This is a genomic window from Janthinobacterium sp. BJB446 (genome assembly GCF_002735655.1).
Taxonomy (GTDB): domain Bacteria; phylum Pseudomonadota; class Gammaproteobacteria; order Burkholderiales; family Burkholderiaceae_D; genus Janthinobacterium; species Janthinobacterium lividum.
This window is the reverse complement of the sequence record NZ_PDZK01000001.1, coordinates 472,132-492,718: the sequence shown is the minus strand read 5'-3', so window position 1 is coordinate 492,718 and position 20,587 is coordinate 472,132. Positions and strand designations below refer to the sequence as shown.

General features: G+C 61.9%; 16 protein-coding genes. 3 read left to right on the top strand and 13 right to left on the bottom strand.

Annotated elements, in window-relative coordinates:
* Positions 1–127: 127 nt before the first annotated feature.
* From CSQ92_RS02235 to pstS, 9 genes are all read right to left on the bottom strand, one after another.
* Positions 128–2,074, bottom strand: coding sequence for a UvrD-helicase domain-containing protein (locus CSQ92_RS02235; protein WP_034778136.1), 1,947 nt, complete (start codon positions 2,072–2,074; stop codon positions 128–130).
* A 33-nt stretch (positions 2,075–2,107) separates the two neighbouring features.
* Complete coding sequence (gene senA, locus CSQ92_RS02230) at positions 2,108–3,304, bottom strand: selenoneine synthase SenA (RefSeq protein WP_257219105.1); 1,197 nt, start codon at positions 3,302–3,304, stop codon at positions 2,108–2,110.
* A 76-nt stretch (positions 3,305–3,380) separates the two neighbouring features.
* On the bottom strand, positions 3,381–4,697 hold the full coding sequence (gene phoR, locus CSQ92_RS02225; RefSeq protein ID WP_034778134.1) for a phosphate regulon sensor histidine kinase PhoR: 1,317 nt from the start codon (positions 4,695–4,697) through the stop codon (positions 3,381–3,383).
* 11 nt (positions 4,698–4,708) lie between these two features.
* Complete coding sequence (locus CSQ92_RS02220; RefSeq protein WP_034755074.1) at positions 4,709–5,398, bottom strand: response regulator; 690 nt, start codon at positions 5,396–5,398, stop codon at positions 4,709–4,711.
* A gap of 5 nt (positions 5,399–5,403) precedes the next feature.
* A complete protein-coding gene (phoU, locus tag CSQ92_RS02215; protein ID WP_034778131.1) occupies positions 5,404–6,114 on the bottom strand; it encodes a phosphate signaling complex protein PhoU in 711 nt (236 codons plus the stop codon).
* A 47-nt stretch (positions 6,115–6,161) separates the two neighbouring features.
* Positions 6,162–6,944 carry a phosphate ABC transporter ATP-binding protein PstB gene (pstB, locus tag CSQ92_RS02210; RefSeq protein WP_010396817.1) on the bottom strand — a complete coding sequence of 261 codons (783 nt, stop codon included), beginning with the start codon at positions 6,942–6,944 and terminating at the stop codon, positions 6,162–6,164.
* A 38-nt stretch (positions 6,945–6,982) separates the two neighbouring features.
* Positions 6,983–7,870: a phosphate ABC transporter permease PstA gene (gene pstA, locus CSQ92_RS02205; RefSeq protein ID WP_099393111.1), complete on the bottom strand. Its 888-nt coding sequence runs from the start codon at positions 7,868–7,870 to the stop codon at positions 6,983–6,985.
* Positions 7,867–8,838 (bottom strand): phosphate ABC transporter permease subunit PstC, encoded by a 972-nt coding sequence (gene pstC / locus CSQ92_RS02200; RefSeq protein WP_225240714.1) that lies wholly within the window; start codon positions 8,836–8,838, stop codon positions 7,867–7,869. Before pstC ends, pstA begins: the two co-directional genes overlap by 4 nt.
* A gap of 222 nt (positions 8,839–9,060) precedes the next feature.
* Positions 9,061–10,110, bottom strand: coding sequence for a phosphate ABC transporter substrate-binding protein PstS (pstS, locus tag CSQ92_RS02195; protein ID WP_034778123.1), 1,050 nt, complete (start codon positions 10,108–10,110; stop codon positions 9,061–9,063).
* Between the two features lie 271 nt (positions 10,111–10,381).
* On the opposite strand from pstS, the gene ppk1 reads away from it, so the two are divergent.
* From ppk1 to CSQ92_RS29285, 3 genes are all read left to right on the top strand, one after another.
* Complete coding sequence (ppk1, locus tag CSQ92_RS02190) at positions 10,382–12,475, top strand: polyphosphate kinase 1 (RefSeq protein WP_034778120.1); 2,094 nt, start codon at positions 10,382–10,384, stop codon at positions 12,473–12,475.
* A gap of 26 nt (positions 12,476–12,501) precedes the next feature.
* Entirely contained in the window at positions 12,502–12,960 is a 459-nt protein-coding gene (sixA, locus tag CSQ92_RS02185) for a phosphohistidine phosphatase SixA (RefSeq protein ID WP_070254143.1), read from the top strand.
* 185 nt (positions 12,961–13,145) lie between these two features.
* Positions 13,146–13,271, top strand: coding sequence for a hypothetical protein (locus CSQ92_RS29285; RefSeq protein ID WP_254926692.1), 126 nt, complete (start codon positions 13,146–13,148; stop codon positions 13,269–13,271).
* 83 nt (positions 13,272–13,354) lie between these two features.
* On the opposite strand, the gene CSQ92_RS02180 is transcribed toward CSQ92_RS29285, so the two are convergent.
* The 4 genes from CSQ92_RS02180 to CSQ92_RS02165 form a co-directional block, all read right to left on the bottom strand.
* Positions 13,355–14,470: a polyamine ABC transporter substrate-binding protein gene (locus tag CSQ92_RS02180; protein WP_099393110.1), complete on the bottom strand. Its 1,116-nt coding sequence runs from the start codon at positions 14,468–14,470 to the stop codon at positions 13,355–13,357.
* 161 nt (positions 14,471–14,631) lie between these two features.
* Positions 14,632–17,238: an ATP-dependent chaperone ClpB gene (gene clpB, locus CSQ92_RS02175; RefSeq protein ID WP_070254148.1), complete on the bottom strand. Its 2,607-nt coding sequence runs from the start codon at positions 17,236–17,238 to the stop codon at positions 14,632–14,634.
* Between the two features lie 121 nt (positions 17,239–17,359).
* Positions 17,360–17,833, bottom strand: coding sequence for a molybdopterin synthase catalytic subunit MoaE (moaE, locus tag CSQ92_RS02170; protein WP_034778112.1), 474 nt, complete (start codon positions 17,831–17,833; stop codon positions 17,360–17,362).
* Entirely contained in the window at positions 17,830–20,409 is a 2,580-nt protein-coding gene (locus tag CSQ92_RS02165; protein ID WP_099394555.1) for a DUF349 domain-containing protein, read from the bottom strand. The genes moaE and CSQ92_RS02165 overlap by 4 nt, the downstream gene beginning before the upstream one ends.
* Between the last annotated feature and the right edge of the window lie 178 nt (positions 20,410–20,587).

Below are 20,587 nucleotides of genomic sequence, written 5' to 3'. Positions count from 1 at the left end.
ATCATCGCCGCTCGCTACGGTTTTGTTAGGCGTCGTTCCTCCTTTGTAAGTTCAGATCGATTGTGATCAGTCCGACAAAGTATGCGCCGTTTCCGCCTTCGCAAAAAGCAGCCGCACAGCAAAAGATCTATGACTTCGGCGCAATAATCTTCTGCTTGAGCTGCAGGGCGGCGATGTAGCGGCTCTGATAGGCGGGGTCTTCCGGCGTCAGCAGGGTGAGCCTGTCGCGCGCGCGGGTGGCGGCCACATAGAAGCGGTTTTCCTCTTCCAGCGGATCGGTCTTGCTGCGCGGGAATTCATCGACGGCCAGGTAGGGCAAGATGACGTGGTTGTATTCGAGGCCCTTGATCTGGTCGATGCAGGCGATGACGAGTTTGGCCTTGCCGGTCGAGACCGTCACGGCTTCTTCCATCTCGCCCAGCCAGCCGGCAAAGCCACCCAGCGCCACGCCCGCTTCGCGGCACACGGCAATAAAACCATGCAGGGAACGGGCGACGACCCGCGCCTGGGCCGGGTCGACATAGATGCGGCGCGCCGTCTGTTCCAGCTGCATCAGGCCAAAGATGTGCTGCAGGGCGTCGCCCGCCAGGGCATCGGGGGGCAGCGCGCGCAGGTAATCGACGGCGGCCAGGGTCAGGGCCGCCTTGTCCTGGTTGTGCGACTTGGCCAGCTGGTTCGTCAAGAAGCCTTCCAGCAAGTCGGGATAGTTGGCCACATCGGCCTTGGCTTGCTGGAGCTCACCGCGCGTAAACGGGATTTCCGCGAACGCCACCAGGGCTTCGAGTATCTCGCCGCGGCGCGGGCCGCTCTTGATCGTATGTAAATCCTTGCGGGCGATGGCGACCATGCCGCGCAGCATCAGCACTTCCAGGCTCAGCAGATAGCTGTTCATGTCCACCAGGCCATACGCGATGCCGCTCTGGAACAGCGCCGTTTCCACGCGGATGGCCTGGTCGCGGTCGCGCAGCAAAATGGCCGTCGTGCCCGCATGCGCGTGTTCGAGCGCGGCGATCAGCTGGGCGCTGCAAGCCTGCGGCTGCGTATGCTCGTATTGCAGCACTTCGATGTGCGTGGCGCGCGACAGGGCCGACACGCTGGCCTTGTTTTTCAGCACGCCCACGGCGTGCGCCAATTGCGGGCCGTAGCGGTAGGAGGCCGTCAACGGCAGGCGCTGCAAGGTGGGAAATTCCTGCTCGAAGCGCTGGCGCAGGAAGCGGTGGTCGGCGCCCGACCACGTATAGATGACTTGATCCTTGTCGCCGGCGCCGCAGAAAAACGCATTACCGCGGCGTATCAGCATGGTCAGCAGGCGGAACGACGCTTCGTTCAAATCGTGCAATTCATCGGCCACGATGATCTGGAAGGCCGGCAATTGCTGGCGCAGCGGCTCATCGCCGTCGAGCATGCGCACGAGGTCGTAAGTGGCGTCGAATGGCGCGCGGAACTGGATGTCGCCCGTGTCGGCGCCACGCAAGCCTTCATATTCGCGCAGCCACAGATAATGCGTGCGCGACATGCCCAGCATTTCCAGATTGTCGTCCAGGGAATTGCTCTCGAAGTCAGGATTCTGAAAATCCAGGCGCGCCTTGGTGCGCAACTGCAGTTTCAAGAATTCGGCGATCGCCCCGTTCGTCGTGTTGATTTCCAGCGGGTAGCGGTGAGCGTATTTCTCCGACACGACTTCCAGCGCTTCCCAGGCTACCGGGCGCAACTCTTCATCGCTGCGCATGGATGCCACCTGCATGTTTTCCAGCTGCCGCAGCACCTTGGCGGCAAAGGCATCGAAAGTGTCGACGGTCAGGCGCTTGACGACGCCCAGCGGCACGCCCACTTCCAGCAGGCGCTGGCGCAGGGCCACGCGCGCCGCCTCCGTGAACACGAGGGCCAGCATGCGCTCGGGCGCGCGGCCCCGGTGCAGCGCTTCGGCCAGGCGCAGGGCCAGGGTCGTCGTCTTGGCCGCGCCGGCATTGGCGTCGATCAGCACCACTTTCTTTTGCGCCGTCTGGATGGCGACCTGCTCCGGCGTGGGCGTGATGCGTTTGGGAATGAACTGCGGGGCGTTATCTGTACTCAAGGGTATCCTGAAATGATGTCTGTTCTCGGCGCGCTACCAGGCGCAGGTGCGCAGGCCGGCAAAGATGTCGCCTCGTTCGGGCGCGTGGAAGGCGCGCATGCGGGCCGAATGCAGCCGCGGCGGCGTGGCGAAGGCGGCGCCGCGCAGCACCTGGTGCCGCATGAAATATGGCGCGGAATATTCGCGCCAGGCATCCACCGCAAAGCCCGGATACGGCTCGAACGGCGTCGCCGTCCACTCCCACACCTGGCCCCAATGGAAACGCGGATGGCCGGACAGCGCAGCATACTCCCATTCCGCCTCGGTCGCCAGGCGGCGCCCCGCCCAGGCGCAATACGCCTGCGCCTCATACAGGTTGATGTGGCGCACGGCTTCGTTCGGCGGCAAGGTCGTGCGCTGGCCGAAACGCATGGTGCGCCACTGCGTTGCTTCGCGCAGCCAGTACAGAGGCGACGAGCGCTCCTGCTGCATCAGCCAGGCGCTGCCGGCAGCGCTCCAGAACTGGCGGTTCTGGTAGCCGCCATCGGCGACAAAATCGGCAAACTGGGCGTTGGATACGGCGCAGGCATCGATGGAAAACGGCGCCACGTAGCAACTGTAGGGCGGCGATTCATTGTCGAAGGCAAACCCGGCGCCGCGCGGCGAGCCCAGTTCAATGGTGCCGCCAGGAAAAGCGATCTCGCCCGCACCCGGCGGCAGGGCCGGGCTGGCCGACAGGGATTCCGGTGCTTCCAGGCCCATCCATTGCAAGCCGGCCAGCATTTCCTCGCCACACAAGTCTTCATGCGCCAGCGCCAGCCGGTACGGCGCCAGGGCGCTGTCGACATTGGCTTCGCGCGAGAGTTTATCCAAGACCCTGTCGAGCACCTCGTGGCAATACGTTTTCACGGCGCCCGGGCTGGGCAGTTCCAGCTTCCAGCGCGCGCGATGCTCCACCATGTTGGCGTCGAACAAGTCGTCGCCGCGCGTCAGCAGGGAGTTATAAATGGCGTCGGCCGGATGGCTGGAAGCGGCTTCGCGCAAGATGAACCACTCGGCAAACCAGGCGATGTGCGCGAGTTGCCACAAGGGTGGCGTGAGGCGCGGATGCCGGGGCAAGCCAGCCACCACGTCCAGTCCGGCCGTGACGTAACAATCGAACAGGGAAAGAGTATCCTGGCGCGCAGCCTGCAGCGACTGGGCCAGTTGTTGCGCGCCGGCGTGGCGAAAAGAGGCGTTGATTAAAGTCATGGCCTGATTGTAACGACTTATGCCATCCTTGCACTAGTCGCACGGGTAACGGGGAGGGATGCTTCCCTCCCCCGGCCTACTTGACCAGCAACTCGCCCTGCAGCGGCGTGACGACGGATTTGGGCATGCTGACGATAAAGCTGCTGCCCTTGTCGGCCACGGACTGGATGGCCAAGGTGCCGCCATGGCGCAGCAGCACGTGCTTGACGATGGCCAGGCCCAGGCCCGTGCCCTGGGTTTCGCGCGAACGGCTCTTGTCGACGCGGTAGAAACGTTCCGTCAAACGCGAGATATGTTCCTGGCTGATGCCGATGCCCGTATCTTGCGCGATGAATTGCGGCCCGGCCGGGCCATCCTGCCAGCGCAGGGTGATGGTGCCGCCAGCCGGCGTGTAGCGCACGGCATTCGAAGCCAGGTTGCCAAACGCGCTGTACAGCTCGTCGTAGCTGCCCAGCACATCGGGACCGTTGCATTCCATCGTCACTTCATGCTTGCCCGCCGACAAGCCCTTGGCGTCGCGCAAGACTTGCTGCATGAGCTTTTTGATATCCACGGGCTCGGGGCGCAGCGGGTAATCGACCGATTCCAGGCGCGACAGGGTCAGCATGTCCTCGATCAGATGCTGCATGCGGTGGCCCTGCTCCGTCATCAGCTTGAGGTGGGCGGCGCGCGTGGCGGCGTCCAGGTCCAGCTCGGCGGAAGCGATTTCCAGGAAGCCCACGATGACCGTCAGCGGCGTGCGCAGTTCGTGCGAGGCGTTGGCGATGAAGTCGCGGCGCATCATTTCGATGCGTTCCGTCTCCGTCACATCGTGCGTGACGAGGATCTGGCGGCGGTTTTCAAACGGAATGATCTGCACGATCAGCTTGCGGTTGCGGAAAGTGATCGTCAGCGGCTGGTCGTAGCGGCCCAGGATGATGTAATCCATGAACTCCGGACTGCGGATCAGGTTAGTCACGCGCATGCCCTTGTCGCGCTCGTGCGTGAGGCCCAGATGCTTCTCGGCGGCCGGGTTGCACCATTCGAGGAACAGCACGTCATCCATGATGACGACGCCGTCCGGCAACAGGTGCATGGCCTGGCGGAAACGCGCCAGCCATTCCGTCAGCTCGGCCTGGTTTTTCTCGTCGTCGCGGCGCATGCGGTACAGGCGCGCGAAGATGCTGGTCCAGGCGCCCCAGCCGTCGGGCAGCTTGGCGCTTTGCGGATTGTCCAGCCAATTACTCAGCTGGAACAGATACGACAGCTGCACGAACACCATCATGGCCATCAGCACGAAGGCGATGCCCAGCGCATACGTGGCGCCAAACAGATACCAGACGACGGCTACGCCCAGCAGCGCCAGCACCATGCGCAAGGCGGCTGGTACCCAGAACAGCAATTTCGGATTCATAGAGGCCAGCTTTACTTTTCAGACAACATGTAGCCGACGCTGCGCACCGTCTTGATCAGGCTTTCCGCCTCCTTCAAGGCTTTGCGCAAGCGCAATACGTGGACATCGACCGTGCGTTCCTCGATCACCACATGGTCGCCCCACACCTTGTCGAGCAGCTGGCTGCGCGAAAACACGCGCTCCGGATGGGCCAGCAGGAATTTCAGCAGCTTGTATTCGGCATGGCCGATATCGATCTTCTGTTCATCCATCATCACCGTGCAGCTGACGGGGTCCAGTGCCACGTTGCCGGCGCGCATGGGCGCCTGCGCGTGTTCCGGGCTCTTGCGTCGCAACAGCGCCTTGGCGCGGGCCAGCAGCTCGCGCGGCGAGAACGGCTTGGTGACGTAATCGTCGGCCCCGCTGTTCAAGCCGGCCAGCTTGTCTTCTTCCATGCTCTTGGCGGTGAGCATGATGACGGGGATGGCGGCGAAATTGCGGTCGGCGCGAATGCGCGACAGCAGGCGCAAGCCCGTCTGGTCCGGCAGCATCCAGTCCAGCAGGATCAGATGCGGCGTGCGGTGCTGGATGAATTCCCAGGCATCGGCGACATTTTGTACAGAACAGCAATTCCAGCCGGATTCGCGCAGCGAATAGGTCACCAGTTCAACGATGGCCGGCTCATCTTCAACAATCAATACCGTGGTTTTATCAGATGCCATAAAGCTTACTCAGGGAGCTCCTCGGAAATGGCGGGAGCAGCCACCTTGGTGTGGCGGATGTCCTTGCCTTCAACCACGTAAATCACGTATTCGGCGATGTTTTTCGCATGGTCGCCGATCCGTTCGATGGCCTTGGCCACCCACAGGGTATCGAGCGCCGCCGAAATCGTGCGCGGGTCTTCCATCATAAAGGTGATCAAGTTGCGCATGATAGACCGAAACTCATGGTCGATGATGGCATCTTGTGCAATTAATTGTAAAGCCTGCTTGCCATCGTTGCGCGCGAATGCGTCCAGCGCGTCGTGCAGCATGTCGGTGGCCGTGTTGGCGATGCCGCGCACCATCTCGTAGTGGTTGACGACGCCGTTGCCGCGCTTGTGCAGATTCTTCGCCACGCGGGCGATTTTCGTCGCTTCGTCGCCTACTCGCTCGAGGTCGGTAATCACCTTGATGGTGGCCATGATGGTGCGCAAATCGTTGGCGGCCGGCTGGCGGCGCACGATCAGATGGCTGCAGGCGTCGTCCAGCGACACTTCCAGCTGGTTGACGACGTCGTCTTCGCGCATCACGCGGTCGGCCCGCTCCGGGTTGCCGATGCGAAAGCATGTCATCGCGTCGAGGAACTGGGTTTCAACGATGCCGCCCATCAGGAGCACTTTCGAGCGGATCGCTTCGAGTTCGTTGTCGTATTGCTTGGATGAATGTTCGCCTATCATGCTGTCTCTCCGTATTCAGTTGTCTTGTAGTCGCTATGCGGGATGGATCAGCCGAAGCGGCCCGTAATGTAATCCTGCGTTTCCTTGCGGGCCGGATTCATGAAGATCTGGTCCGTTTCGCCGAATTCCACCAGCTCGCCCAGGTACATATAGGCCGTGTAGTCGGAGCAGCGCGCCGCCTGCTGCATATTGTGCGTCACGATGGCGATCGTGTAATCCTGTTTCAGTTCGCTGATCAGCTCTTCCACTTTCGAGGTCGAAATCGGGTCCAGCGCCGAGGTCGGCTCATCGAGCAGCAAGACGTCCGGTTTCACGGCCACGCCGCGCGCGATGCACAAACGCTGCTGCTGGCCGCCCGACAGCGACAGGCCGCTCTTGCTCAGCTTATCCTTGACTTCGCCCCACAGCGCGGCCTTTTTCAGGGCCCACTCGACGCGCTCGTCCATCTCGCCCTTCGACAGGTCTTCATACAGGCGCACGCCGAAGGCGATGTTGTCGTAGACGGACATGGGGAACGGTGTCGGCTTCTGGAACACCATGCCAACCTTGGCGCGCAGCATGTTGACGTCCTGGTCGGCGTCGAGCACGTTGCGGCCGCGGTACAGGATCGAGCCTTCCGCGCGCTGGCCCGGATACAGGTCGTACATGCGGTTCAGGGTGCGCAGCAGGGTCGACTTGCCGCAACCGGACGGGCCGATGAAAGCCGTGACTTTCTTTTCGTGGATGTCCAGGTTGACGTTATGCAAGCTTTGCGTTTTGCCGTAAAAAAAGTTCAGGCCCGAAATCTCGATGGTCTTTTTCTTTGGCGCCAGGTCTTGTGCTGGATTCATTTGCGTATTCATATGGGTTCGCTTCGCTCGATATCTGTTTAATTAGGGACTTTTTGGCTGAACACGGTGCGCGACAGGATATTCAAGGCCAGCACGCTGAAGGTGATCAGCAGTGCGCCGCCCCATGCCAGCGAACGCCAGTTGTCGTACGGGCTCATCGCAAACGATGCGATGACGGACGGCAAGTTGGCCATCGGCGCATTCATGTTGAAGCTTTGGAACTGGTTATTCAGGGCCGTGAACAGCAGCGGTGCCGTTTCGCCGGCGATGCGGGCCAATGCCAGCAGCACGCCGGTAATGACGCCGGCCTTGACGGCGCGCAAGCGCACCAAGGTAGCGACCTTCCAGCGCGGTGCGCCGAGGGCAAACGCGGCTTCCAGCAGGCTATTCGGCACCAGACGCAGCATATTGTCCGTCGTGCGCACGACCACCGGCACGGCGATCAGGGACAGCGCGATGGCGCCCGCATAGCCGGAAAAGTGTTTGACGTGGGCCACATACAGCGCATACACGAACAGGCCGATGACGATCGATGGCGCCGACAGCATGATGTCCGTCACAAAACGCGTCACTTGCGCCAGCTTGTTTTCTTCGCCGTATTCGGCCAGGTAGATGCCGGCCAGGATGCCGATCGGGGTGCTGACGACGGTGGCCAGGCCCACCATCAGGGCGCTGCCGACGATGGCATTGATCAGGCCGCCGCCTTCGCTGCCGGGAGCCGGCGTCGTTTGCGTGAACAGGTCGACGGACAAGGCGCCGAAACCCTTGATCACCAGGGTGAACAGGATCCACACGAGCACGGCCAGGCCCAGAGCCATGGCGGCCACCGACAGGGCGATGCCGATGCGGTGCATCAGCAGGCGCTTGCGGTAGACAGGGTTCATGGCCGGCTTGGCCGGAACGTCGAGAGTGCTTACTTGGCTCATTTCGTGCCTTCCTTGCGGGACATGCCAGCCAGCATCAGCTTGGCGGCGGATAAGACGATAAAGGTGATGACAAACAGGATCAGGGCCAGCGAGAACAGCGAGGCCACGTGCAGTTCGGATTGCGCTTCGCCGAATTCATTGGCCAGCAAGGAGGTGATGCTGTTACCGGCGGCAAACAGCGACCACGACAGTTTATTCGCGTTGCCGATGACGAAGGTGACGGCCATGGTCTCGCCCAGTGCGCGGCCCAGGCCCAGCATGACGCCGCCGACGACGCCGGTCTTGGTGTATGGCAAGACGATCTTGCGTACGACTTCCCAGCGCGTGCAGCCCAGGCCGTATGCGGATTCCTTCAGCACGGCAGGGACGATCTCGAACACGTCGCGCATCACGGAAGCGATGAAGGGGATGATCATGATGGCCAGCACCAGGCCGGCCGTCAGCAAGCCGATGCCCATCATGGGGCCGCTGAACAGCTGGCCGATGACGGGCACGTTGCCGAGGGTGGCTTTCAGGATAGGCTGGACGTGGTCGGCAAACAGAGGCGCAAACACGAACAGGCCCCAGATGCCGTAGATGATCGATGGCACGCCGGCCAGCAATTCGACAGCCGTGCCCAGCGGGCGGCGCAGCCAGGCCGGGCAAATTTCCGTGAGGAACAGGGCAATGCCGAAGCTGACGGGAAAGGCGATCAGCAAGGCGATAACCGAGGTCACCAGGGTGCCGATGATGGGGATCAGGGCGCCGTACTGGTCATTGACGGGGTCCCATTCCGCGGACACGATGAAATGCAGGCCGAAGGTCTTGAAGGCCGGTATCGATTCCATGATCAGCGAAATGATGATGCCGACCAGGACGATCAGCACCGACAGGGCGAACAGCATCGTCACCTTGTGGAACATGAAATCCTGGAAGCGCTGCTTGCGCATGGTGGAAAGCATTTGCGCGTGACTGATGGAATCGGTCATGGTGCCGCCTGGCATGGGGATCGTGGAGGAGGTAGATTGTGCGCTCATATTGTGCCAGATGTGGGTGGTACTGCCGGTGTCGCTATTTTGAACTCTTGTTTTATTGTTGCTTCTTTAGCCAGGACCGTCTGCAAGGGCTTGCGGGCGGTCCTGGCTAACTCCCTGCCCCGCCGTGCTGCTGGCGGGGACAAGGATGGATATTGCTGTATTCAGACTATCGGATTAGTAGATCGACTTGCCCGATGCGTCTTTCAGGTTGGCTTTCCACGACTCTTGCACCAGTTTCACGACCGATGCCGGCATCGGCACGTAGTCCAGTTCGACGGCAGCTGGGCCGCCGTTCTTGTAGGCCCAGTCGAAGAATTTCAGGACTTCTTTTGCCTTGCCTGCGTCAGCCTGGACTTTGTGCATCAGGATGAACGACACGCCGGTGATAGGCCAGCTGTTCTTGCCAGCCTGGTCGGTCAGGACCACGCCGAAGCCTGGGGTTTGCGTCCAAGGTGCCGAAGCGGCTGCTGCCTTGAAGTTTTCGTCGTCAGGCTGCAGGAAGTTGCCATCCTTGTTTTGCAGCTGGGTGTGCGACATCTTGTTTTTCTTGGCGTAAGCCCACTCGACGTAGCCGATCGAACCCTTGATACGCTGTACGTTGGCGGCGACGCCTTCGTTACCCTTGCCGCCCACGCCCACGGCCCATTTCACAGCCGAGCCAGCGCCGATTTTCGATTTGAATTCCGGGTTGGTTTTCGACAGGAAGTCGGTGAACAGGAACGAGGTGCCCGAACCGTCGGCGCGGTGCACCACGGTGATTTCCGTGTCCGGCAGCTTGACGCCACTGTTCAGCGCGGCGATTTCAGGAGCGCTCCACTTGGTGATCTTGCCCAGGTAGATGTCGCCAACGACTTTACCCGTCATTTTCAGCTGGCCTGGGGTCACGCCGTCCAGGTTGACGATGGTGACCACGCCGCCCATGATGGCCGGGAACTGCATCAGGCCCGCTTCTTCCAGCTCTTCTGCCTTCAAAGGCATGTCCGAGGCGCCGAATTCAACAGTCTTGGCCTTGATTTGCTTGATGCCAGCGCCGGAACCGACGGACTGGTAGTTCAGGCCGTTGCCCGTGTTGGCTTTGTACGTCTCAGCCCATTTGGCGTAGATCGGGTACGGGAAGGTTGCGCCAGCACCTGTCATATCTGCCGCCATGACGGAAGCGGAAGAAAATGCCATCGCTGCCGAAGCACCCACGACGATAAATTTGAACATTTGCTTCATTTGCATATCAAGTCCTCAGGGTTGTTAGGGCTCAAAGTCCCGGTTGAATGCTGCGCAGTCTAGCAAGCGAATATGACAGCTTTATGACATGGGTAAAAATTCCTGAAATAATTGGCTACGCCCGGAGAAATGCCATTTCCGGCGTGAAAAATGACAGCGCGGGCGACGCTTTATGACAGCTTATGTCACGCTTACGTCATATTTCATGATTACACTCACAACGCGTCATACATGATGAAATACGGCTAGAATTAACTATCTGCAAAGACAAAAGAATATGAAACCTGAACTGCACACGGAAGTGACCAAATCGGGCATCCTGCTTGACCGCGAGCTGTCGCAACTGACTTTCAACCGGCGCGTGATGGCCCAGGCGGAAGATCCGAACATTCCGCTGCTCGAGCGCCTGCGCTACCTGTGCATCGTCAGCAGTAACATGGATGAGTTCTTCGAGGTGCGCGTGGCCAGCCTGCTGGCGGCAGGCAGCATCGGCGGTTCGCTGGCGGGCCACCCTGCCCTGGCTGCCAACCTGGAGCGTATCGGCAAGGAATGCCATGCGCTGGTGGAACGCCAGTACGAGATATTAAATAACGACGTCTTGCCGGCCCTGCGCGAAGCGGGCGTGCACTTGCTGCGCGACAGCGACCGCAACGAGGCGCAGCGCGCGTGGGTCAAGCAATACTTCGACCGCGAAGTGCGCCCCCTGCTGACGCCGATCGGCCTCGACCCGGCCCACCCATTCCCGCAAGTGGTCAATAAAAGTCTCAATTTCATCGTCTCGCTGAGCGGCAAGGATGCGTTCGGCCGCGGCACGGCGATCGCCATCGTCAAGGCGCCCCGCGTCTTGCCACGCGTCATCAAGCTGCCGGACGAGATTTCCGGCGATGGCGTGTCTTTCTGTTTATTATCGTCCGTTATCCACGCGCATATCTCGGACCTGTTCGCCGGACGCGAAGTGATCGCCTATTCGCAATTCCGCGTCACGCGCGACAGCGACCTGTGGGTGGACGAGGACGAAGTCAAGAACCTGCGCCAGGCCTTGAAGGGCGAGCTGGTGGGGCGCCAGTTCGGCACCTCCGTGCGCCTGGAAGTGGCGCGCAATTGCCCACCAGAATTGTCGCAATTCCTGCTCGACCAGTTCAGCCTGGATCAAAGCCGTTTGTACCGCGTCAACGGCCCCGTGAACCTGGTGCGCCTGTCGGAAATGATCGACCACGTCAAGCAGCCGGAGCTGCGCTTTCCGCCGTTTTTCCCCGGTCTGGCCCATAAGGCCATCGGCAACGACATCTTTGCCGCCCTGACCAAGCACGACATCCTGCTGCACCACCCCTACCAGTCGTTCCAGACGGTCATCGACTTCATCCGCAGCGCCGCCTACGATCCCTCCGTCGTGGCCATCAAGCAGACGATCTACCGCACGGGCATGAATTCGGACCTGATGGAGTCGCTGATCACGGCGGCGAAGATGGGCAAGGAGGTGACCGTCATCGTGGAATTGATGGCGCGCTTCGACGAAGAAGCCAATATCAACTGGGCCGACAAGCTGGAACAGGCCGGCGCGCAAGTCGTGTACGGCGTCGTGGGACTGAAGACCCATGCCAAGGTGGCGCTCGTCATCCGCCGCGAAGAAGGCTCCTTGCGCTTCTACGCCCACCTGGGCACCGGCAACTACCACCCCACCACCACCAAGCTGTACACGGATTTTGGCTTGCTGACGGCCAACCAAGACCTGGCAGTGGAAGTGAACGAAGTCTTCATCCACCTGACCAGCCTGACCAAGCCACACAACCTGAACCATTTGTGGCTGGCGCCGTTCGGCCTGCAAAGCGAGATCATCAAGGCGATCCGCAACGAGGCGAAGATTGCCCGTTCGGGCCGGCGCGGGCGCATCATCGTGAAAGTCAACGCACTGGTCGACGAATCCGTGATCCGCGCCCTGTATGCGGCCTCGACCGATGGCGTGAAGATCGACCTGATCGTGCGCGGCGCCTGCACCCTGAAGCCGGGCGTGCCTGGCCTGTCGGAAAACATCAAGGTGCGCTCCGTGATCGGCCGCTTCCTCGAACACAGCCGCATCTACTACTTCCGCAACGACCTGGCGCACGATGTCTACCTGGCCAGCGCCGACTGGATGAGCCGCAACCTGTTCCGCCGCGTGGAAGTGGCCTTCCCCGTACTGGACCGGGCGCTGAAGCGGCGCGTGATCGCCGAGGGCCTGAATCCATATTTGAAGGATAATACAAATGCATGGGAACTGGAGCCGACGGGCCACTATGCGCGCCGCAAGCCACGCGGCAAGCAAACGCCGTTCAGCGCCCAGCAATACCTGATGCACACACTGGGCACGCCGGGCGCGGAGGTCGGCGAATAGGCAATTTCAACACAGAGGAGCACAACATGGATCTCATCTTGTGGCGACACGCAGAAGCCGAGCCGGGCGTTCCCGATCTCGAACGCGCCCTGACCGTCAAAGGGCAGAAACAGGCGCGCCGCATGGGCGAATGGCTCGCTTCGCAATTGCCGGAAAACTGCCGCATCCTCGTCAGCCCCGCCCTGCGCACCCTGCAAACGGCCGAAGCGCTGGGCCGCAAGTTCAAGCTGATGCCGGAACTGGCGCCCGGCGCCGAGGCGGAAGATATCCTCAAGGCGGCCAACTGGCCCGGCGGCAAGGAAACCGTGCTCATCGTCGGCCACCAGCCCACCCTGGGCCAGGCGGCCGCCCTGCTGCTGACGGGAGAAGAACAGGAATGGGAACTGCGCAAGGCCAGCGCATGGTGGTTTTCCCAGCGCGAGCCAGGCGACCCCATCAGCGTCTATTTGAAAGCCGTGATGGCGCATGACCTGGTGGTGAAGTAAGGGCGGTGAAACAGGGAAATGCGCAAAAAGTGCGCTGGGACAAATACTGGCAGGAATTACAACTCGGCAGCCTTGTAAAGCGCTGCCGATCTGCTAGAGTTTAATTGCATCAACTACGTGTTGGAGCACTGCTCTGGCACATTGAGCAACCCAGCGGACAGCCGTCCAACGGCGGCTGAAAGACCATGTTAACCTTCCTCGTTTTTCTCTTCATCGCCATCTTCGCCGCCATCATCGGCTTCGTCGCCTTTGAACTGATCGAAGAAATGCGCGGCAGTCACCACAAGCTGATGGACCGCTACCACGAGTAGTGTTCGCGTCGGCAATATCGCATGGCGCCAGCGACGGCCTACAGGCCCGTCCCTCGCGCCATCCTTGTTTTTACGCTCGTACTTTAAACTCCCGTCTTGAACTTCGTATAGATACGCGTCATCAAGCGGCGGATATCGGCCGTGGTCGCTTCCGGCGCGGCCATGCGCTGCTTGTCGGCGTCCGACAGGAAGATGGCCTTGTTTTCACCGATGTCCTTGCGTACATACTTGATGCTGGCCGGATTCGGATTCGCGTAAAACACCTTGTTGCTCAGGCTGGCATGCACTTGCGGGCGCAAAATGTAGTTGATGAACAGGTGGGCATTGGTCGGATGGGGCGCGTCGGCCGGGATGGCCATGGTGTCGAACATCAGGGCGGCCGTCTTCGGCACCAGCACCTGGATCACATTGCCGTTTTTCGCATCGATGGCGCGCTGACGCGCGATATTGATGTCGCCCGACCAGCCCAGCGCCACGCAGACGGAACCGTTGGCCATGTCATTGATATAGCCGGACGAGCTGAACAGGGTCACGTAGGGGCGGATCGCCTGCAGCACCTTGCCCGCTTCCTGATAGTCGGCGGCCGCTTTCGAATAGGCGGGCTTGCCCAGGTATTGCAGGGCGGCCGGCAGCACCTCAGACGGCGAGTCGAGGAAGGACACGCCGCAGGACTTCAGCTTCGCCGCGTATTTCGGGTCGAAGATCAGGTCCCAGGCGTTTTCAGGCATGGGCATGCCGCCCAGCGCGGCCTTGACCTTGTTGACGTTGATGCCCACCGTCGTGTAGCCCCACAGCCAGTCGACCAGGTAATCGTTGTTCGGATCGATCTTTGACAGCTTGGCCTGCAGGTTCGGGTCCAGGTTGCCCAAATTCGTCAGCTTGCTCTTGTCGAGTTTGCGCAGCAAGCCCGCATCGATCTGCAGGCGCGCCCACTGGGCCGTCGGCACGACGATGTCGTAGCCGGACTTGCCCGCCACCAGTTTCGCATTGAGGATTTCGTTATTGTCGAAAACGTCGTAGCGTACCTTGATGCCCGTTTCCTTCTCAAAATTCTTGATCGTATCGTCGCCGATATAGTCCGACCAGTTATAGATGTTCAGGACTTTTTCTTCCTGGGCGTGCGCAGGCAATGCCAGCACGGCTGCCGCCAAGGTCAATCCCACTCCAATGCGCCGCCCTGCTTGCCATGTGTTTGCCATCGTACCGCCTCCGGAATTAGTCAGAAAATAGTGCCGATGATAGCAAGAAGGGCGCGATCAGGTCTAGCCTGATCGCGCCCTTGCTAAGATTCAACCCAAAAGCAAAGACCGGGGTCGGACCCTCAGGGTCCGACCCCAGCCTTTCGCCGCTGGGGTCAACATTACACCTTGTCCAGCCCCACTTGCGCCCCCGTAAACACCAGGTTGCCGTTCTGGGCGTCGATGCGGATCTCGTCTTTCGGGCCAAACTTGCCTTCCAGGATCAGCTTCGACAGCGGATTTTCGATCTGCTGCTGGATCGCCCGCTTCAGCGGACGGGCGCCATATACCGGGTCGTAGCCCGCTTCGGCGATTTGCTGCAAGGCCGCGTCCGTCAAGCTCAGCTGCATGTCCATGCGCGCCAGACGCTCTTCGAGGATCTTCAGCTGGATCTTCGCGATCGCGCCGATGTTTTTCTCGTCGAGGCCGTGGAACACGACGATTTCGTCGATACGGTTGACGAACTCGGGACGGAAGTGCGAGCGTACCTCGGCCATCACGGCCAGCTTCACGACACCGGGATCATCGCTTTCCATGGCCTGGATCTTATGCGAACCCAGGTTCGAGGTCATGATGATGACGGTATTCTTGAAGTCCACCGTGCGGCCCTGGCCATCCGTCATGCGTCCATCGTCGAGCACTTGCAGCAGCACGTTGAAGACGTCGGCATGCGCCTTTTCCACCTCGTCGAGCAGGATCACGCTGTACGGCTTGCGGCGCACGGCTTCCGTCAGGTAGCCGCCCTCGTCGTAGCCCACGTAGCCGGGCGGCGCGCCGATCAAGCGGGCCACGGAATGCTTCTCCATGAACTCGCTCATGTCGATGCGGATCATCGATTCTTCCGTATCGAACAGGAAGGTGGCCAGCGCCTTGCTCAGCTCGGTCTTGCCCACGCCCGTCGGCCCCAGGAACATGAAGGAACCATACGGACGGTTCGGGTCGGAGAGGCCGGCGCGCGAGCGGCGGATGGCGTCAGCCACGGCCGTGATCGCTTCATCCTGGCCCACGACGCGCTCATGCAGCTTCTCTTCGATGTGCAGCAGCTTGTCGCGCTCGCCCTGCATCATGCGCGACACGGGAATGCCCGTCGCGCGCGACACCACTTCGGCGATTTCCTCGGCGCCCACTTCCGTGCGCAGCAGCTTCGGCTGGTCGGGATCCAGTTTCGGGATGCCGCTGTCAGCCTGCTTGAGCTGGGCTTCCAGCTGCGGCAGCTTGCCGTATTGCAGCTCCGACACTTTCTGCCAGTTGCTCTCGCGCGTGGCCTGCTCCATCTGCAGCTTGACTTGCTCGATCTCTTCCTTGATGTGCGTGCTGCCTTGCACCACGGCTTTTTCCGCCTTCAGGATTTCCTCGAAGTCGTTGTATTCGCGCTGCAGCTTGACGATTTCTTCCTCGATCAGGCCCAGGCGGCGCAACGATGCTTCGTCCTTTTCCTTCTTGACGGCTTCGCGCTCGATCTTCAGCTGGATCAAACGGCGTTCCAGCTTGTCCATCACTTCCGGCTTGGAATCGATCTCGATCTTGATCTTCGCCGCCGCTTCATCGATCAGGTCGATCGCCTTGTCGGGCAGGAAGCGGTCCGTGATGTAGCGGTGCGACAGCTCGGCGGCGGCGATGATAGCCGCGTCCGTGATTTCCACCTTGTGATGCAGCGCGTATTTGTCCTGCAAGCCGCGCAGGATGGCGATGGTCGCTTCCACGGTCGGCTCGTCGACGAGCACCTTCTGGAAACGGCGTTCCAGCGCCGCATCCTTCTCGATGTACTTGCGGTACTCGTCGAGGGTGGTCGCGCCCACGCAGTGCAGCTCGCCGCGCGCCAGCGCCGGTTTCAGCATATTGCCGGCGTCCATCGCGCCTTCGGCCTTGCCCGCGCCCACCATGGTGTGCATCTCGTCGATGAAGACGATGGTTTGCCCTTCATCCATGGCCAGTTCCTTCAGCACGGATTTCAGGCGTTCCTCGAATTCGCCGCGGAATTTCGCGCCGGCCAGCAAGGCAGCCATGTCCAGCGACAGTACGCGCTTGCCTTTCAGCGATTCCGGCACTTCGCCATTGACGATGCGCTGCGCCAGGCCTTCGACGATGGCCGTCTTGCCCACGCCCGGCTCACCGATCAGCACGGGATTGTTCTTGCTGCGGCGCTGCAGGATCTGGATGGTGCGGCGGATTTCATCGTCGCGGCCGATGACAGGGTCGAGCTTGCCCTTGCGTGCCCGCTCCGTCAGGTCCAGCGTGTATTTTTTCAGGGCTTCGCGCTGGCCTTCGGCCTCTTGCGAATCGACCTTGTTGCCGCCGCGTACGGCGTCGATGGCCGCTTCCAGGGCCTTGCGGGTCAAGCCGTTTTCGCGCGCCAGCTTGCCGCAGTCGGACTTGTCATCCGTCATGGCCAGCAAGACCATTTCGCTGGACACGAACTGGTCGCCCGCCTTCTGCGATTCCTTGTCGGCCAGATTCAGCAAGGCCACGAATTCGCGGCTGACCTGCACGTCGCCGCCCGTGCCCGATACCTTCGGCAAGCGTTCGATGGACGCGCCCAGGGCCTTGGACAGGCCGCCCACGTTGACACCTGCCCGCTGCAAGAGCGAGCGGGCGCCGCCGTCGTCCTGGTTCAACAGGGCCGTCAGCAGGTGGACTGGTTCGATATAGGGGTTGTCGTTGCCCACGGCCAAGCTTTGCGCATCGGCCAGGGCTTCCTGTAATTTGGTAGTGAGTTTGTCTTGTCGCATGAAAAGCGCTCCCGGTTAATTAGTTGTTAACCAAATTGGGGTGAGGCAGTACTTTTCAAGCATACACAAAGCAGAAAACCGCTGCATTTGGGCAAATGCTAGCGTGCGCGACAGATACGATTCAAATGGTGCTTGCTTTTACCGTCCACTTGTCCAGCGCCGTCTCGTCGCTGTCGCGCGCATCGACCCAGCGCGCCCCTTCGGGCGTGTCTTCCTTCTTCCAGAACGGCGCTTCCGTCTTCAGGTAGTCGATGATGAACTCGCAGGCGGCAAAGGCCTCGCCCCGGTGGGCGGACGAGACCGCCACCAGCACGATCTGCTCCTGCGGCAGCAACGGCCCCACGCGGTGGATCACCAGCGCACCGGACAAGGGCCAGCGGCCGCGCGCCTGCTCGACGATGGCCTCGATGGATTTCTCCGTCATGCCCGGATAGTGCTCGAGCTCCATGGCGGCCACGTCCAGTCCCTCGTTCATGTCGCGCACCGTGCCGACAAAGCCGACGACGGCGCCCACCTTGGGGTTGCCTGCACGCAATTGTGCGATTTCTTGACTCAAGTCAAAATCGGCGTGCTGAACGCGGACACTGGTACTCATTTGGCATGCCCTCCGATACGGCGCAGCAGGGTTTCGATGCGGCTGGCCGTGCGCGCATCGGTGGCGGCGGGAATCGCGCACAGCTGCATCAGCTGCGACACTTGCGTGAGCGGCTTCTGGCCCGATTTCAGCGACGATTGCAGCACTTCCACCTGCATCTTCAGGCGGTCGCGGGCGAATTCGGCGCCGCTGTCGACACCGGCGACGATTTCCAGGCGCAAGACTTCCTCCAGCAAGCGGGCCTCGTTGGCCTGCAATTGCTGCACGTAGGCGGCGGCGCCCTCGCCCAGCGCGGCCTGGGCGGCGGCAAAGCGCTGCTGCAGGCTGCGTTCGTATTGCGTGTCGAGCGGCGGCAAGGCGCTCCAGCGTTCGGTCCAGGCGGCAGCATCGGCGCCGGCATCGACCTCGGCCAGCGTAGCTTCCAGCGCCTGCACCAGGCGCAGCTTGTCGCGCAAGGCGTTGGCCTGCGCCGCACCGGCGCGCTCGGCGATGGCGTCCGCTTGCGCTTGCACGCCAGCCACGGCCGCGTGGTAGCGCTGCTCGATCTTCGCTTCGCTGGCGCGCGGCACGGGACCGGTAGCGTTCCAGGCGGCGCGCGTGTCGCGCAGCAAGTGATTGATGAAGGCCGTGCGGGACTTGTCGTCGCCCTCCGGCACGACGGCCGTTTCCAGCGCGGCGCACAGCGCTTCGCGCGCATGCAGGTGTTCGCGGCGCTCGTGGTCGGCCGCGTGGGCCGTTTCCTTGCGCTTGGCGAAGATATCGTCGCAGGCGGCGCGGAAACGCTGCCACAGCGCCTGTTCCGCGCGGCGTTCCAGCGGAAGGGCTTTTGCCAGTTCCTGCCATTTATCCTGCAAGGCTTTGAGCATGTCGACCGTGTTGCGCTCCGATGGTTTGAGCAAGCCCACTTCGACGATCAACTGTTCGCGGCGCGCCGTCTCGATCTGGCGCTGCGTATCGAGCGGCTTCGACAGGGCATCCAGCGCGGCGCCGAACTCCGTATCCAGGCGTTTCTTTTCCTTGCGGTCGATGGTGCCCAGGCGCGTCCACGCCTGGCGCAGGCGCTGCGAGGCGGAGGCGACGTGTTTCCAGTCGGTACTCTCTTCAGCCGCCAGGGCCGCCGTTTCCGCGATCAGTTCCTGGGCTTTGGCCGCATTGCCGTGGCGCTCTTCGGCCAATTGCTTGAAATGCTGGGCCGCCGGCGCGTACGCGAGGCTGCAGGCCGCGTCAAAACGTTCCCACAGGGATTTCGGAGCCGGGCCGGACAGGGTGTCGAGCGACTTCCAGCGCTCGCGCAGGCTGCCCACTTTCTTGGCCAGCTCTGCCATTGGGAGTTCTTGCGCCGGCAATTCCTCGCCCGCCTTGACCAGCTCCTCGCGCGAGACGTTGCCGCCCCAGCGCGCCCAGTCGGCCAGGCGCTTGAACTCACCGCGTACGTGGGCCAGGCGGTCCGCCTGCGCAGGCGTCAGCCGGCCGTGCTTGCTATCGCGCAAGGTCTTGTCATGCTCGGAAGCCACGTGCAGCAAGCCATCCTGCAGGGCCGCTTCCATGGCGTCGAGTACTTTAAAGAATTGCTCCGTCGCTTCTTTCGACACGGGCGCGTGTTCCTGGCGCGGCTTGCGCGGCGCTGGGTCGGCATGGGCCGCTGCGGCCTCTGGCGCTGCCGCCTGCACGGGCGCCGGCGCGCTGGCCAGCACGGCCGCAAATTGCTGCTGCAAGCTGTCGGACAATGGCGACTCGGGTAGGCGCGGCAGGGCTTGCCACGCGCGCTTCAGGGTATCCACGTCGAGCGCGGCGGCGTCCTGCGCCTGCCATTCGGCCAGCGCGGTCTGGCGCGCATCGAACACGGCCTGGTGCTGCTGCAGCGCTTGCAAGGCGGATTGCGCCTGTTCGCGCGCCTGGCTGAAATCGTTTTCCAGGTGTTTCGGCAAGGAAGCGCGCTCGGGCGATTGCGCATGCTGCGCATGTTCCGCATCCAGGCGGGCCAGCGCCTGCGCCAGGTCGCCGGCGGACTGGCCATTGCTGGCCAGCGCGCGCGCGGCGGCGACGGCATCGATCACGGCGCGCTGCAGTACCACTTGCGCTTCCAGGCGGGCGGCCAGGGCGGCGCGCGCGCCGGCGAAGGCGGTCGCCAGTTCCGGCGTGGCCTTGATGACTTGCCATTGGCGATCCAGCTCGGCGACCTGGTTCGGGCTCAGCTTGTCATCGTTCAACAGGCGCTGGGCCGTGTCGATGCTGGCCTGGGCGCGTTGCGTCTCGGCGGCCTGGTGGCGGATCAGGTCGATGCGACCCTGCATCAGCTTGGCCACGCGGCGGTCCGTGTTGCGCATGGCCTGGTGGACTTTTTCCAGCAGGGGCAAGGCATGGACGTGTTCGGCCGCGATCAATCGGGCATCGGCAAATTCGCTGGACAGGATGAATTCTAAGGCGGCGGCTTCGTCGCCGGCCACGGCATGGGCACGCGCAACCTGTTCGGCGCGGCGCGATGCGCTCTGCGCCGAGGCGGCGGCCTGTTCTGCCACGACAGGATCGGGGACGGCAGTCTTGCTGGCAGAACGCTTGAAGAGAAATTCGAACATGACGGGTTTCGCGTGGATCAAAACCACCATCATAACAAAGCCCGGGGTATTGCATCGGACAGGGCTGAACAAGTTATCAAATGAATAAAGAGAATCTTTTCCCTGGATTTTCTCCTATGGCGGCGCGCCAGCCAGCATCACAAAAACGCCCCTCCGGCGGACGCCCCCCCGGCGGGGT

Coding starts and splice junctions, on each gene's coding strand:
- senA (WP_257219105.1), bottom strand. CDS start 3,304: ATGACTTTAATCAACGCCTCTTTTCGCCACGCCGGCGCGCAACAACTG.
- phoR (WP_034778134.1), bottom strand. CDS start 4,697: ATGAATCCGAAATTGCTGTTCTGGGTACCAGCCGCCTTGCGCATGGTG.
- CSQ92_RS02220 (WP_034755074.1), bottom strand. CDS start 5,398: ATGGCATCTGATAAAACCACGGTATTGATTGTTGAAGATGAGCCGGCC.
- phoU (WP_034778131.1), bottom strand. CDS start 6,114: ATGATAGGCGAACATTCATCCAAGCAATACGACAACGAACTCGAAGCG.
- pstB (WP_010396817.1), bottom strand. CDS start 6,944: ATGAATCCAGCACAAGACCTGGCGCCAAAGAAAAAGACCATCGAGATT.
- pstA (WP_099393111.1), bottom strand. CDS start 7,870: ATGAGCCAAGTAAGCACTCTCGACGTTCCGGCCAAGCCGGCCATGAAC.
- pstC (WP_225240714.1), bottom strand. CDS start 8,838: ATGACCGATTCCATCAGTCACGCGCAAATGCTTTCCACCATGCGCAAG.
- pstS (WP_034778123.1), bottom strand. CDS start 10,110: ATGCAAATGAAGCAAATGTTCAAATTTATCGTCGTGGGTGCTTCGGCA.
- ppk1 (WP_034778120.1), top strand. CDS start 10,382: ATGAAACCTGAACTGCACACGGAAGTGACCAAATCGGGCATCCTGCTT.
- sixA (WP_070254143.1), top strand. CDS start 12,502: ATGGATCTCATCTTGTGGCGACACGCAGAAGCCGAGCCGGGCGTTCCC.
- CSQ92_RS29285 (WP_254926692.1), top strand. CDS start 13,146: ATGTTAACCTTCCTCGTTTTTCTCTTCATCGCCATCTTCGCCGCCATC.
- CSQ92_RS02180 (WP_099393110.1), bottom strand. CDS start 14,470: ATGGCAAACACATGGCAAGCAGGGCGGCGCATTGGAGTGGGATTGACC.
- clpB (WP_070254148.1), bottom strand. CDS start 17,238: ATGCGACAAGACAAACTCACTACCAAATTACAGGAAGCCCTGGCCGAT.
- moaE (WP_034778112.1), bottom strand. CDS start 17,833: ATGAGTACCAGTGTCCGCGTTCAGCACGCCGATTTTGACTTGAGTCAA.
- CSQ92_RS02165 (WP_099394555.1), bottom strand. CDS start 20,409: ATGTTCGAATTTCTCTTCAAGCGTTCTGCCAGCAAGACTGCCGTCCCC.